This window comes from Archangium gephyra (assembly GCF_042230915.1).
GTDB classification, from domain to species: domain Bacteria; phylum Myxococcota; class Myxococcia; order Myxococcales; family Myxococcaceae; genus Archangium; species Archangium gephyra_B.
Genome location: NZ_CP102578.1, coordinates 3,296,954 through 3,310,159 on the forward strand (window position 1 = coordinate 3,296,954; position 13,206 = coordinate 3,310,159).

General features: G+C 69.5%; 16 protein-coding genes. 10 read left to right on the forward strand and 6 right to left on the reverse strand.

Features of this window, described 5'->3' with window-relative positions; translation table 11 throughout:
• Positions 1-6: 6 nt before the first annotated feature.
• Both mutY and NR798_RS13295 read right to left on the reverse strand, forming a co-directional pair.
• Positions 7-1,137, reverse strand: coding sequence for an A/G-specific adenine glycosylase (mutY, locus tag NR798_RS13290; protein WP_375771832.1), 1,131 nt, complete (start codon positions 1,135-1,137; stop codon positions 7-9).
• Positions 1,134-1,943 (reverse strand): SDR family oxidoreductase, encoded by an 810-nt coding sequence (locus NR798_RS13295; protein ID WP_375771833.1) that lies wholly within the window; start codon positions 1,941-1,943, stop codon positions 1,134-1,136. The genes mutY and NR798_RS13295 overlap by 4 nt, the downstream gene beginning before the upstream one ends.
• Before the next feature lie 115 nt (positions 1,944-2,058).
• On the opposite strand from NR798_RS13295, the gene NR798_RS13300 reads away from it, so the two are divergent.
• Positions 2,059-3,012 (forward strand): PD-(D/E)XK nuclease family protein, encoded by a 954-nt coding sequence (locus NR798_RS13300; RefSeq protein WP_375771834.1) that lies wholly within the window; start codon positions 2,059-2,061, stop codon positions 3,010-3,012.
• 116 nt (positions 3,013-3,128) lie between these two features.
• Positions 3,129-3,557, forward strand: coding sequence for a hypothetical protein (locus NR798_RS13305; RefSeq protein ID WP_375771835.1), 429 nt, complete (start codon positions 3,129-3,131; stop codon positions 3,555-3,557).
• A gap of 22 nt (positions 3,558-3,579) precedes the next feature.
• Here NR798_RS13305 and NR798_RS13310 read toward each other — a convergent pair whose 3' ends face one another.
• A complete protein-coding gene (locus tag NR798_RS13310) occupies positions 3,580-3,915 on the reverse strand; it encodes a hypothetical protein (protein WP_375771836.1) in 336 nt (111 codons plus the stop codon).
• Between the two features lie 47 nt (positions 3,916-3,962).
• On the opposite strand from NR798_RS13310, the gene NR798_RS13315 reads away from it, so the two are divergent.
• On the forward strand, positions 3,963-4,487 hold the full coding sequence (locus NR798_RS13315; protein WP_375771837.1) for a putative immunity protein: 525 nt from the start codon (positions 3,963-3,965) through the stop codon (positions 4,485-4,487).
• Here the strand turns inward: NR798_RS13315 and NR798_RS13320 are convergent.
• Together NR798_RS13320 and NR798_RS13325 are read right to left on the reverse strand one after the other, a co-directional pair.
• Positions 4,484-5,350: a ThiF family adenylyltransferase gene (locus NR798_RS13320; protein WP_375771838.1), complete on the reverse strand. Its 867-nt coding sequence runs from the start codon at positions 5,348-5,350 to the stop codon at positions 4,484-4,486. The genes NR798_RS13315 and NR798_RS13320 overlap by 4 nt on opposite strands.
• 28 nt (positions 5,351-5,378) lie before the next feature.
• The gene (locus NR798_RS13325) at positions 5,379-6,176 is read right to left on the reverse strand and encodes a TatD family hydrolase (protein WP_375771839.1); all 798 of its coding nucleotides are present in this window, start codon (positions 6,174-6,176) and stop codon (positions 5,379-5,381) included.
• A gap of 131 nt (positions 6,177-6,307) precedes the next feature.
• Here NR798_RS13325 and NR798_RS13330 point away from each other — a divergent pair, with 131 nt between their 5' ends.
• Positions 6,308-7,840 carry a hypothetical protein gene (locus NR798_RS13330; protein WP_375771840.1) on the forward strand — a complete coding sequence of 511 codons (1,533 nt, stop codon included), beginning with the start codon at positions 6,308-6,310 and terminating at the stop codon, positions 7,838-7,840.
• A gap of 164 nt (positions 7,841-8,004) precedes the next feature.
• Positions 8,005-8,262, forward strand: a complete 258-nt coding sequence (locus NR798_RS13335) for a hypothetical protein (protein ID WP_375771841.1) — start codon at positions 8,005-8,007, stop codon at positions 8,260-8,262.
• A 21-nt stretch (positions 8,263-8,283) separates the two neighbouring features.
• On the opposite strand, the gene NR798_RS13340 is transcribed toward NR798_RS13335, so the two are convergent.
• Positions 8,284-8,517 (reverse strand): hypothetical protein, encoded by a 234-nt coding sequence (locus tag NR798_RS13340; RefSeq protein ID WP_375771842.1) that lies wholly within the window; start codon positions 8,515-8,517, stop codon positions 8,284-8,286.
• Between the two features lie 240 nt (positions 8,518-8,757).
• Between NR798_RS13340 and NR798_RS13345 the strand changes: the two genes are divergently transcribed.
• The 5 genes from NR798_RS13345 to NR798_RS13365 all read left to right on the forward strand — a co-directional run bounded on the left by NR798_RS13345 (position 8,758) and on the right by NR798_RS13365 (position 13,203).
• On the forward strand, positions 8,758-9,714 hold the full coding sequence (locus NR798_RS13345; protein ID WP_375771843.1) for a hypothetical protein: 957 nt from the start codon (positions 8,758-8,760) through the stop codon (positions 9,712-9,714).
• A 445-nt stretch (positions 9,715-10,159) separates the two neighbouring features.
• On the forward strand, positions 10,160-10,855 hold the full coding sequence (locus tag NR798_RS13350) for a Tfp pilus assembly protein FimT/FimU (RefSeq protein ID WP_375771844.1): 696 nt from the start codon (positions 10,160-10,162) through the stop codon (positions 10,853-10,855).
• A 21-nt stretch (positions 10,856-10,876) separates the two neighbouring features.
• Positions 10,877-11,494 carry a hypothetical protein gene (locus NR798_RS13355; protein WP_375771845.1) on the forward strand — a complete coding sequence of 206 codons (618 nt, stop codon included), beginning with the start codon at positions 10,877-10,879 and terminating at the stop codon, positions 11,492-11,494.
• 6 nt (positions 11,495-11,500) lie between these two features.
• Positions 11,501-12,700 (forward strand): PilW family protein, encoded by a 1,200-nt coding sequence (locus NR798_RS13360; RefSeq protein ID WP_375771846.1) that lies wholly within the window; start codon positions 11,501-11,503, stop codon positions 12,698-12,700.
• 5 nt (positions 12,701-12,705) lie between these two features.
• On the forward strand, positions 12,706-13,203 hold the full coding sequence (locus NR798_RS13365; protein WP_375771847.1) for a hypothetical protein: 498 nt from the start codon (positions 12,706-12,708) through the stop codon (positions 13,201-13,203).
• The last annotated feature ends 3 nt before the right edge of the window (positions 13,204-13,206 follow it).

A 13,206-nucleotide genomic window follows, 5' to 3' on the forward strand; every position in this document is an offset into this window, starting at 1 on the left:
CGCTCCTCACTCGCGAAGCGCACCCGCGGTGACAGCGGCCTCGAGCGCCTTGTGCATGGCGGTGCTCATGCCGAGCGAGGAGGCCTCGTCGGGGGTGCACCAGCGCAGCTCGCGGAAGGCGGGGGCGTGGGTGGGGTGCTGCTGTCCCGTCACGCGCAGCAGCCGGAGCGAGAGGGAGCGGTGGGTGAGCTGCCGGCGCACGGTGCCGAGGTGGCCCCGCACGGTGACGGCCGCGCCGAGCGCCTCGGCCAGCTTCGCGGCGGAATCCGGATCGGTCGTGTCGTCCTGCACCTCGGCGGCGGGCAGCTCCCAGAGTCCGCCGAAGAGGCCTTTCTCCGCGCGCCGGGCGAGCAGCAGCCGGCCCTCGTGGGACCAGACGGCCACCGCGAGCGTCATGCGCTTGGGGGCGGCGCGCACCTTGGCGGGGGGCAGCTCGTCCACGCGGCCATGGCGGTACGCGAGACACTCCTCGCGCACGGGGCACAGCAGACACAGGGGATTCTCCGGGCGGCACACGGTGGCGCCGTGCTCCATGAGGGCCTGGTTGAAGTCGCCGGGCCGCTCGCCGGGGACGAGCGCGGTGGCGAGCTCCCACAGCCGGGCCTCGCGGGCGCGGTCTCCGGGGGCGCCCTCCACCTCGAAGAGGCGCGAGAGGACGCGGGCCACGTTGCCATCCACCAGGGGCGCGGGCTCACCGAAGGCGATCGAGGCCACGGCGCCCGAGGTGTAGCGGCCGAAGCCGGGGAGGGTGAGCAGCTCGGCGGCGGTGGAGGGCAGCTTGCCGCCGAAGCGGGCCACCACCTCCTGGGCGGCGCGGTGCAGGTTGCGCGCGCGCGAGTAGTAGCCGAGCCCCCGCCACCCGGCGAGCACGTCCGGCAGCGGCGCGGCGGCGAGCGCCTCCACCGTGGGGAAGCGCTGGAGGAAGCGCTCCCAGTAGGGGATGACGGTGGCCACCTGCGTCTGCTGCAGCATGACCTCGCTGAGCCAGATGGCGTACGGGTCTCTCGTGCGGCGCCAGGGCAGGTCGCGCTTCTGCCGGTCGTACCATGCGAGCAGCGAGGCGCGCAGGGACTCGCGGCGCGCGGGCTCGACGAGGGGCGAGGGGGAGGACGCCTTGCGTTTGCGTGGGGGGCTCATGGCGCCTTGGCGGCATTGACGATGCGGCGGGCCACGCGGTCGAAGAGCGCGGGGACCCACCGGTTGGCGAGCACCATGACGCGGCCGGGCAGGGTGAGCACCGTCTCGCGGCGTTTGCTTCGGCTGGCGCGCACCATGGCGGTGGCCACGGCGGCGGAGCTCATCGCGTTCAAGGGGATGGCGTCCTGCTTCCAGCCCTCGGCGTTGAGGCGGGCGTCGCGGAACTCCGTCTCGGTGAGGCCGGGGGAGACGAGCAGCACGGAGATGCCCTCGGCGGCGAGCTCGGCGCGCAGGGACTCGGTGAGGAGGTTCACCGCGGCCTTGGAGGCGCCGTAGCCGCCGAGCAGCGGCAGGCCCCGGTGGCCCAGCACGGAGCTGACGTTGATGACCTGCGAGCCGGGCGCGCGCTTGCGCAGCAGGGGCAGGGCGGCGCGGGTGACGCGCACCAGGCCGAAGAAGTTGATCTCGAAGACCTGGCGCAGCTGCGCCTCGCTGAAGCCCTCGACGGGGCCGTAGAGCCCGAGCCCCGCGTTGTTGACGAGGATGTCCAGCCCGCCGAAGGCGGCCTCCGTCTCGCGTATGAGACGGTGTACCTCCTCCTCCACGGTGACATCGCAGCGCACAGGGAGCGCCCGCACGCCGAGTGCTTCCACTTCGCGCGCGGCGTCCTGGAGCTGGGACTCGCGGCGGGCGGCGAGCACGAGGTGGGCGCCCTGGGCGGCGTAGGCGGTGGCGGCGGCGCGGCCGATGCCGCTGGAGGCGCCGGTGATGAGGACCACCTTCCCCTGGAAAGCTTTGTTGGCCATGAGGCGCGGCACCTTAGCGGCTCGCCGGAGGGGGAAAAGGACCTGCTGGGGGGTGCCTGCACGCCTGTCCCTCTTTCGACTTCAGCGAGCCACCGTCTAGGATGCGCGGCCTCCCATGCGGCGCACCTCCTTCGCCAACGATTTCTCCTGGTCCAAGAGCCGGCACGAAAAGCTCCAGGAATGCCTGAGGGCCTACTACCTCTACTACTACCGCTCCTGGGGCGGCTGGGAGTCGGGCGCGCCGAAGGAGGTGCGGGAGCTGTACGTGCTCAAGAAGCTGGGCAACCGCTACGCCTGGGCGGGCAGCGTGGTGCACGACGCCATCAAGGACGCGCTGCTGGACATCCGCGCGGGGCGCGCGGTGGAGCCGGAGAAGGTGGAGGCGCGGGCGCGCAAGCTGATGCAGGACGATTTCCGCTATTCGCGGGGCAAGTCGTACTGGTCGCAGAAGTACCGCAAGACGTTCTCCGGCCTGGTGGAGCACGAGTACGACGAGCCGGTGACGGACGAGGCGTGGAAGCAGAACTGGGAGACGGTGCGCTCGGCGCTGGCGTGGTTCTTCAGCTCGCGCTGGCCGGAGCTGGCCCGGGGGCTGAAGCCCGCGCAGTGGCTGGAGGTGGACGCGGGGGCTGACTTCTCCACCTTCGTGATGGACGGGGTGAAGGTGTTCGCCATCCCCGACTTCGCCTACGTGGACGCGGACGGCTCGCCGGTGGTGGTGGACTGGAAGACGGGCAAGGCGCGCGAGGGGTATGACGAGCAGGTGCTGGGTTACGGGCTGTATGTGTCCCAGCGCTACCGGCTGCCGATGGAGAAGGTGCGCGCGTCGTTGGTGTACCTGAACGACGGGGTGGAGCATCAGGTGCAGGTGGATGCCAACGCGGTGGAGGGCTTCAAGGCCCGCTTCGCGCAGAGCGTGGCGCGGATGCGCGAGCTGCTGGCGGACCCGGCCAGCAACACGCCCAAGGACGAGTCCGCCTTCCCGCAGACGGAGAACCTGACGGCGTGCACCCGCTGCGCCTTCCGCCGCCCGTGTGGACGCGAGGCGGCGGCGGCGAAGGTGGCCTGATCGCCGAGGGCTGAGACTCCGCTCTCGCGCTGGCCCCGTGTCCCGGCACGGACGCCATTCACAATTCCCTGGGGAGTTCGTCCTGCAACTGGCAATCCCTTGCAGGAGGAACTCACATGCTGTCCGAGAGCTATCGCCAGTTGGCAGTGCAGCGGCAGGCAACTCAAGACCCGGATCTTTACTACGTGATGGTGTGCTACGCCCATGACGTCGCCCCGTCACTGGTCAACGGCATCGTCATGGCCCTGGAGCAGGTCCCCAACCCTCGGGATCCGCAGAAGAAGAGGTTCTCGGTCGCCAGCTATCCCCAGCCCGTCCAGGGACCGGTCAACAGCATGATCTGCCATGACGCGAACCTCGACGACCTGCTGGTGTCCAGGGAGATCCTGGACACACTCGGCACGGCCAGGGCCCTGCCCACCGAGGGGTTCGGGTTCGTTTACGGGGCCTTTGGCTACGTCCACATGACCGCGGGTTCGTTGCTGCTCTTCGTGGCCAGGCCCCAGGGCGCCGCGACGCCTCCGGCCCCCACGCCCTGGACCTGAGGCCGCGTCCGTGTAGGCGAAGTCACCGCCCCTGGGGTGTCTCCCGCGTGAAGAAGCCCATGACGGCCCGCTCGTACTGGCCCGACTGCCAGATGGAGTGCCACTGCTCCTCGCCGAGCTTCATCCGCATGATGGACGCGTTCACCCCCCTCGTCTGGGCGAAGACGGCGCCGTCCGGCCCCAGGACCATGGTCTGGCCGGGGTCCAGCTCGAGGGAGAGAGTCATGGGAAAGCGTCCCAGCCGGCGCGTGGTGCCCTTGAAGGAGATGAACCACGACTCGAGCGCGTCGACCGCGGCCCCATTTTCCATCGCCCAGTACCCGAGGAGCACCTCGAAGCCGTCCTTGCGCGGGCGCACCGCCTTCCTGATTCTATTGATATCCAAAGTCGGGAGAGCCACGCACCATGATTCTTACCCAGCCGCGCGATCCAAGATTCATCACCATTCGTCGTGGCGGTACCCTGAGCGACGCCCATCACCGCCTGCTCGCGCTCTGGGCGGCCGCTTGCGCGGAGCATGTATTGCATTTCTTTGAAGAAGCACGACCAGGCGATGAACGTCCGCGTCAGGCAATTGAGCTGATTCACGCCTGGACACGGGGCGAAATTCCCATGCGCCAGGCCCATCAGGCGGCCTTTGTCGCCAACGCCGCGGGGAGAGGGGTTTCCGGTGCGGCGAAGTTCGCGGCCCTCGCGGCCGGCCAGGCGGTGGCAGTCGCGCATGTGGCAGCTCATGAGTTGGGCGCGGCGGCATATGCAATCAGGGCCGCGCAAGCCGCGGCTCCTGAAGACGAGCGTGAACAAGCCGGTCGTCAGGAGTGCCACTGGCAGCGCCAACAGCTTCCCGATGAAATCCGGGAGCTCGTGCTTGATGACCAGCGGCTGCGCAACGAAGCGTGCTGGTCTGTGTTTGGCGCCCGGGACGCTTAGCGTCCCTGCGACAGGCGGCGCACCACGACCCCGGCCGCGTTCATGCCGAACACGGAGGTGACGAAGGCGACGCTGCCGTCGATCTGGTTGCGGTGCTCGCAGCTGTGGAAGTCGTTGTCGTTGGGGCACACGCACGAGAAGCCGTCGTCCGCGTCGTAGCGCAGGGACAGGGGCTGGCGCCGTTGCTCGATGGAGTACACGGCGGTGATGCCCGTGGGCCGCTCGGTGGGCACGCCGTACTTGCGCTTGAGCAGCTTGCGGATGTCCTTGGCGAAGGGATCCATGTGCGTCTCGCACAGGTCCTCCACGCGGATGGCGGTGGGATCCAGGCGGGCCGCGGCGCCCATGGAGCTCACCACGGGAATGCCCAGGCTGACGCACCGGTGCAGCAGGTGCAGCTTGGCCTTCACGTTGTCGATGGCGTCCACCACGTAGTCGTAGCTGCCCGGGGCGAGCATCTGGTCGGCCAGCTCGTCGCGGTAGAACTCGCGCACGCCCTGCACCTGGGCATCGGGGTTGATCTCCTTGCAGCGCTGCGCCATCAGCTCCGCCTTGGGCTTGCCCACCGTCTTCGCGGTGGCGTGCAGCTGGCGGTTGCCGTTGGTGACACACACGGTGTCGAAGTCCACCAGCGTGAGGTGGCCGACCCCGCTGCGCACGAGGCCCTCGGCGGCGTAGCTGCCCACGCCCCCCAGGCCGAACACGATCACCCGGGACTTCGCCAGGCGCTCCATCGCCGGGTCTCCGAGCAGGCGGCCGGTGCGGTCGAAGCGCCGGTGCAGCTTGAAGGGCTTGGGCTCCGAGGGAGCGGGGGTGCCAGTGGCGGCGGGGACGGCTTCCGGGGGAGTGGGCTGCGGATTCATGAAGGGCCTCTATAGCGCGACCGCCTCCCTACCGCGAAGGCAGGGGAAAGGCTTCCCGGAACAACCGGCGGGCGTTCTCGGTCGTCCGCTGGGCAAGCACCTCCACCGGCTCTCCCAGCACCCGGGCCATGCCCTCGATGATGCGCGGCAGGTAGCCGGGCTCCGAGCGCTGCCCCCGGTGGGGCGTGGGGGCCTGGTCCGGGGCATCCGTCTCCACCATCAACCGGTCCGGGGGGATGACGCGCAGGGCGTCCAGCGGCTTGCGCGCCTCGGCCCAGGTGACGGGGCCCGCGAAGGAGAAGTGGCAGCCCTTCTGGATGTAGAAGCGCGCCAGGTCCACGCCCCCGCCGTAGCTGTGCATCAACACGCCGGCCTCGGGCAGGGGCTCCTGCTTGAAGAGCTCGATGAGGGCGGGGTGCGCGCGGAAGCAGTGCATCAGCACGGGCAGGCCGTGCTTGCGCGCGAGCGCCAGGTGCCGCCGCAGCACCGCCACCTGCCGCTCCAGGGGCGCGCCCGCCGCCGAGGGCCCATCCAGCCCGCACTCGCCCACGGCGATGGCGCCTCCCTGGCCCAGCAGCGCGTCCAGGCGCTCGAGGTGCGCCTCGTCCTGCTCGGGAGGGAGGTCCGGGAGCAGTTGGGGGTGGATGCCGAGCCCCACCTGGAGGCGCGGCTCGGCGCGGGACATGGCCAGCAGGGGCTCCCAGTTGTCCGGGCCCACCCCGGGGATGAGGATGCCGTGCAGTCCGGCGGCCCAGGCGCGGGCGAGCACCTCGTCCCGGTCCGGCTCGAAACGCGCCGCGTCGAGATGGCAGTGGGTGTCAATCATCGGAAAGGTCCGGTGGCACTTCGTTCGTGCGTCGTTCAGCCCGCGACAACGGCCGCGATGTGGGTGCCCGGCTCAGCCCCCGGAGGCCCGGGAGCCAGCCTATACGCACGCGGTGGTTTCGGAGGGTCCATATGACCAAGCGTGTTGTCTTCGGTGCGCTCGTGAGCGCGCTGATGATGGTGGCGACGGGCTGTGCTGAGGAGTGCGTCGATCGGATCGATTGCCGTAGCAAGAAGGGAGAGCCGGGCGAAGGCAAGGAGTGGGTCTGCCGCGACAACAAATGCGAATCCCAGGACAGCCCTTCCGAGCCGGGCGCGGACGCGGGCACGGAGCCGGACGCGGGCACGGGGACGGATGCCGGCACGGAGCCGGACGCCGGCACGGGGACGGATGCCGGCACGGAGCCGGACGCGGGCACGATGACCCTCGCCGAGGGCGCGGGCTGCACGGCCACCGACAGCTGCATGGCGGGCCTGACCTGCGAGGGGGCCACGGGCGCCAGGACGTGCCAGCCGCTCCACATCGCGGTGACGGTGGCCGGGACCGGTGCCACGACCGATGCGGTGGTGGTGCGCTACAAGACGCCCGGCTCCGAGCCGGCCACCGGTACCTCCGCGGCGACGAAGCTCAGTGAGAGCACCACGGGCGGGAGCCGCTTCCCGCGGTGGAACAAGGACGGCACCGCGGTGGCCTTCGTGCAGGAGGGGACCGGCTCCACCGTGGCGCTCGTCACGCGGAACATCCCGCTCGCGGCGGGGCAGGTGACCGAGCTCACCACCGGCGCCAACGCGGGCGGCACCATCGACTTCCGCCACCTGGAGTGGGAGCCCTCGGCCTCGCTCGCCTGGAGCACGGTGACGAAGGCGGGAAGCGGCGAGGACATCTCGGGCATCTCGGTCATCGCCGGCACGGGCACGGGCACGGTGCAGACGGCCACCACCGAGGGCGTCTTCCCCTCGTGGGCGGCGGACGGCAACAGCTTCGTCTACAGCGTGAACAGCCTCGGCCTGAACACCAAGCCCCTCAGTGGGGCGGGGAGCGCGGTGACGGGCCCGGCCCTCACCAGCGAGCAGCCGCTGCACAACAAGGCCAATGGCGTCCTGCTCTACCTCGATGCCAAGGGCGCCACGGAGACGATTGGGGGGGTGGCCACGCCGCTCACCGAGCTCTTCACCTTCAACCCCGCCGCCACGGGGACGCCGGCTCCCCAGTCCGTCGCGGCGCCGAGCCCCACGGACATCGCGGTTCCCCTGGGCCAGCTCAACTCGTTCATCGCCAACCACACCTGGGCGCCGGACGGCACGCACGTCGCCTATGTCCGCGTCTACTACTTCAAGCCCGCCGTGGGTGAGGCCTCCCTGTGCTCGGGTGGGACCAACTGCCAGGGCAAGCAGGCCAACGTCATCTACGTCCGGCGCATCGACGCCAATGGCGCGCCGCAGGAAGCGGAGATGGAGTTGGCGTCCGTGGCGACGCTGCCCTCGTTCTCTCCGGATGGGCAATTCATCGCGTACCTCTCCGGCGGCAAGCTGCTGGTGCAGCGCATCAACCCCGCGGCCACGGACGCGGCCTCGCTCAAGGTGGGAGGCGTCATCACCCACACCTGGAGCGGCATCCAGAGCAACCGCGGCGACGACCACCGCCCGCGCTGGCAGCCGCGGTAGCAGGGCCCGGCGCCCGCGTCCCGGAAGCCACGGGGCGCGGGCGTTGTCCTGTGTACACTCGGCCGCGGTCCGAGGCCGGGGACTTGCCTCCCACGGCAAAGCGACGTACCCAGGCGCCCCCGGTCCGCGCCTCGCGGGCCGTGCCTGCCCTGGGGAGTCCCTGGATGAAGCTCCACGCCGCGCTCTGCCTGCTGGCCCTGACGGGTTGCGCGACCGTTGCGTCGCCGCCGTCCACCCGCTCCGAGCCCGTCGCCGGGAGCGGCGGCCCCGCGGGGGACGTGCAGGCGGTAGCGGAGCCGGTGCGCATGGAGACGCCCGCGGGCACCTTCCTCGTGCACCCCAACAACGCCGGGGACTTCGGCAAGCTGCTCGCGGGCGAGCCCACCGACAAGCAGTACATCTCCATCGCGGACGTGCCCTGAGGGCCTCCGTATGGGGGAGGCTCAGCCCTCCAGGACGATGCGCCGGCCCAGCACCCGGGTCATCTGCGGCGAGGTGACGAGCTTGAGCACCTCGAAGCTCTCTCCGCCGGCCGTGTCGTAGGCCGCCGCGATGAGCTCCCCCAGGGTGAGCAGCGCCGGAGCCGCCTTGCGGCGGGTGGTCCTCCGGGGCATGGGCATCGCCCGGCGTCCCTGCCGTTGGACCGAACCGCTCTTGCGTGTCGCCGTCTTGGCCATGGTGTCCTCCCACCTGCCGCGCGTGGGTTGATCGGGCTGATCAACCCTGTAGCAGTAGCATGCGGCGTGCCAGGGGCTCGTCCGCCTGCCTCCCATGGAGAATCAGGGACTTGCAGTCACCAGTTGCCTCGGACCCCGGGGAGGGATTCCAAACTTCGTTCAATCTTCCGTGGGGGAATGCCTCGTTTCGTTGAGGCTTTTCGTACACATCTGACACGGGAGTCAGGTAAGGCCAGCCGCATGAACGTCCAGGTTCTCTTCCACGACAGCTGCTTCGACGGGGCCGCGAGCGCGGCGGTCTTCACCCGCTTCTATCGCGAGCGCGTGCGTCCGGACGCCCGCTTCAGCTACCGCGGCCTGTCCCACCAGGCGGGGGGCGCGGCCATCGATCCGGCCGTCTTCACCGGGGACGAGAACGTCATCGTCGACTTCCGCTACAGCCAGGACGCGCGGCTCACCTGGTGGTTCGACCACCACGTCTCCGCCTTCCAGCAGCCCGGCGACGAGGCCCATTTCCGCGCCGACACCAGCGGGCACAAGTTCCACGACGCGCACCGCAAGAGCTGCACCGTGTACCTGGCGGACGTGGCGCGCGAGCGCTTCGGGTGGGATCCCTCGCCCATGGGCGAGCTGCTGCACTGGGCGGAGCTCATCGACGGTGCGCTCTTCCCCAACCCGGAGATGGCCGTGGCGCTGGAGGAGCCCGCCTTGCGCATCATGACGGTGCTCGAGGCCAACAAGGATCCGGCGCTCATCCCCCAGGTCATCGAGCGGATGCAGACGGACTCGCTGGCCGCCCTCGCCGCCTCGCCCCTCATCGCCACGCCGCTCGCGCCGCTGCTCGAGCGCCACCGCCAGCACATCGAGCTGGTGCGCGCCAAGGCCCGCTACGAGAACGGCGTCGTCTCCTTCGACTTGGCGGACGAGGGCGTGGACAGCCTCAACAAGTTCATCGCCTACGCCCTCTACCCCGAGGCCCGCTACACCCTCTGGGTAGGGCAGGGCCCCTCGCGCGCCAAGGTGTCGCTCGGCTCCAACCCGTGGCGTCCCCAGGAGCGGCGGCACGACCTGGCCGCCATCGCCTCGCGCTATGGCGGCGGGGGGCACCCGGTGGTGGCCGCCATCAGCTTCAAGGCCGGGGAGCTCCCGCGCGCCCGATCCGCCTGGCTGGAAATCCTGTCTGAGCTGTCTGGTTAATCCTGACGCGCTACATTTTGCGGACCTCGCAAAATTTGCGAGCTTTCGGGCCGCAATGCGTGCGGTGATCGTTACCGGACACTCGTGCTTTCAGGGGGTTGGCAGGCGGCCTGGCGCTTGCTTGGCGTCCTGGCTGTGAACCGCCAGCCCCCACTTTTCCAGCAAGGTCGCAAGCCCGGGGGCCGTGCGGAGCCGGAGCGCTCCGAGGGGGCGGGCCGCCGGGCGGTGGCTTGCCCGAGAATGGACGTACTCGGGTTTTCCTGTGAGCCTTTCTTCTGGGTGGGCCGGTTTGCTTCTACTCGGGGCGTTGAGGGATCCTCTCTCCTGGAGGGGCCCGATGCCAGGGAGCGGCTTTGTTCCAGGCCCCCCGGCTTTCAGTGGGTTAAGAATTCTTTGCTTTCTATGTAACCCTGGGTAATCTGTTCTCCGTTAAAGAGTCGCCGGAATGATGAACCACGCGAATCCAGCAAGGCACGAACGACGAGAGCGGGGCTTCACGCTCATCGAGGTGCTGATCGTGCTGGCCATCCTGGGCGTGCTGACGGGGCTGGCGGTGGTGGCCTTCGACGCGGTGGGACGGCGTGGGGCGCTGCAGAACGCGGCCTTCGATTTCCAGGGCGCGATGATGTCGGCGCGCACGCGGGCGGTGTCCCGTGGCTACCCGGTGTGGGTGGTGCTCTATCCGACGGCCAACCGCAAGGGGCTGACGGGGGGCCTGGGCGCGTTCAGCGTGGTGGAGGATTACGACAGCGTCTACGTGCGCACCCCCATCAATCTCTTCTCGCTGAAGCTCCAGAAGAGCGTGGTGGGCGGCAAGGACCTCGTGTCGGCGGTGTACTTCCTCGAGGACTACAACAAGAAGGTGCGCTTCGAGACGCTGACGCCCGGACGCGAGGGCCTGTTCAGCGCGCCCTTCCAGACGCTCAAGGCGCAGACGTGCAGCTTCTGCTCGGTGGCGGCGGCCCAGGCCGGTGCCATCGGCTTCTTCCCGGATGGCAGCGCGCGCTTCGTCAGCGGCGAGGGCGATTACGCCTCGGCCACCAACCATTCCATGGCCCTGCGCAGTCTCGAGGGCCGCAAACAACAGCTGTTCGCCATCTCTGGCCCCTCTGGCTACATGGCGGCCTACAGCGTGTACTAGCTCCAGTTGGGAGGATCTGCCGTGGACTCCACTTCCCGCCGCCCCGTCCGCCGCAACCGTGCCGCCCGCCGTGGGGTGTCGCTCATCGAGGGGATGACCGCCTCCATGGTCCTGCTCATCGGCCTGGTGGGCATCTTCCAGGGCATCCTGGTGGCGAGCCGGCAGAACATCATGGCCAACCACGCCACCCGCGCCTCGGGCATCGCCTCGCAGGCGCGCGTGGCGCTGGACACCCTGGGCTGGGCGCGGGTGATCGGCACGGCGGACCGGCCCGGGCTGCTCGTCGGCCAGAAGTGCAACCCGAGCGACGAGGTGCGGGCGCTCGCCGGAGGCATGGAGACGCTGGAGCCCACCAAGGGCGAGAAGTGGCGGGTCAGCTGCATCTTCGACCTGGATGCCTATGAGAAGACGGCGGCGCCGTCCGTGCGCCTGCTGCCCAACTATGGGGCCTCGGACCTGGCCCACTACCGGCGCATCCTGGTGGTCATCGACGTGGAGGACGAGGCCACGGGCGTCAACGTGAACCAGGTGACGGTCGTGGTATCGTGGGAGGAGTTGGGCAAGCGCCGGTTCGTGCGTCAGAACTTTGGCTTCTACGACTCGGGCCCGTTCGGCAACGAAACCTACGTCGAGATCTGAGCGGTTATGGCCCCATCGAGAAACTCCCAGGCCCTCGCACCGCGCGGCGTCACGCTGCTCGAGTTGCTGGTGGGCACGGTGACGACCACCATCATCCTCGCCGCGGTGGCCGCGTCCTTCGTGGGCATCCAGGGCTCCTACCAGACCGAGTCTCGCATCAAGGTGTCGGTGGAGGGCCTGCGCACGGCGACGCAGTTCATCGAGCAGCGGGTGCGCCTGGCCGGCTACGGCATTGATCCGCGCTTCGCCTTCGACTTCAACGCCGCGGTGCTCCCCGGGCAGAACAAGTCCAACCACACCCTGGTGTTCGCCAAGGGGGTGCCCAACTCCGTCACGGACGACCTGGCCTTCCGCTACCGGGACGCGGCGTTCCTGCGCCGGGGGCGCTTCATGGGCGGGGGGGGCCTCCAGCTGGAGTCGAGCACGTTCGGGGTGGATCTGCAGGCGGGCCAGCGCCTCATCGTGTCGTGCAGCAACGGCAAGAAGTACCTGGTGCTCAAGGTCAACACGGGCGGGGTGGCCAAGGGCCTCAATTCGTCCGCCAACTTCACGGTGGACTCGGCGCTGTCCTCCATCCCCTCGGATGAGCCGTGCCTGACCAAGACGGGGGCGCTGGATGCGCCCTACGTCATGCTGCTGCATGAGATCCGCCTGCGCATCATGGACCAGGGCGGCCGCCCCTTCCTCATGGCCTTCCAGGGGCTGGACGAGCTGAACCTTGACACCGCCGTCCCGCTGGCCGCGGACGTGGAGTCCTTCCAGGTGGCCTACCTGATGAACCGGCCGCCGCAGGACGGGCCCAACGCGCTGCTGCCGCCGGTGGACGTCTCCTCCGCGGAGCCCAACTGGGTGCTGGGCGACGTGGGCAGCGCGGACAAGGACCGCTTCCCGGAGCCGAGGGATCCGCTCAAGCCGGAGCCCCAGTACAAGGATCCCTACGATGCGGCCATCCGCTACTCGCGCCACCCGGCCAACATCCGCGCGGTGCGCCTGACGCTCGCACTGCGCTCGACGAGCCGCGAGCCCAGCGGGCGCCGCGCCTTCGAGCGCCAGGACCTGGAGGACTCGAAGGAGTCCAACCCTCCGGATGGCTTCTACCGGACCAACATGACCACGACCGTGCGCGTGCCCAACCTGCTGTCGCGCTCCGGTTTCAACCCGCCGGTGGGGGACCTCCACCCCGGCTCCAACGTGTGGGGAGGCTGACCAACATGCACCTCAGGAAGAGAGCCCCGCGCGGCAACGCCCTGATGTTGACCCTCATCGCCATCGCCGTCCTGACGGTGCTGGTGGGGGGCGCCATCCAGTTCACCAACTACAACCGCGAGGCCACGGCCGAGAAGCTGCGGGGTGATCGCGTGGGCGCCTGTGCGGACGCGGCACGCCGCCATTTGCTGTCGCGCCTGAAGCTGTTCCGCGCCACCAGCGAGCTGCAGATCCTCGACACCACGCTCATCGATGACCCGGACCCGAACGCCCGCTCGAAGATGATGACGGGCCACTACGGCGTGGACGAGGCCCAGAGCACGGTGGTGTCCGTCAACGCGGTGTCCATGGGCGAGGCGACGAAGCAGGCCCGGGACATCGCCAATACGGTGACCGACTCTGGCGGCACCCTGGGCGGCAAGTACTACCGCGTGGTGGTCAAGTGCCACGAGAACGCGGGCCGCGAGTCCGAAGTCGAATTCCTCTTCCGTTACGGTCTGTGAGGA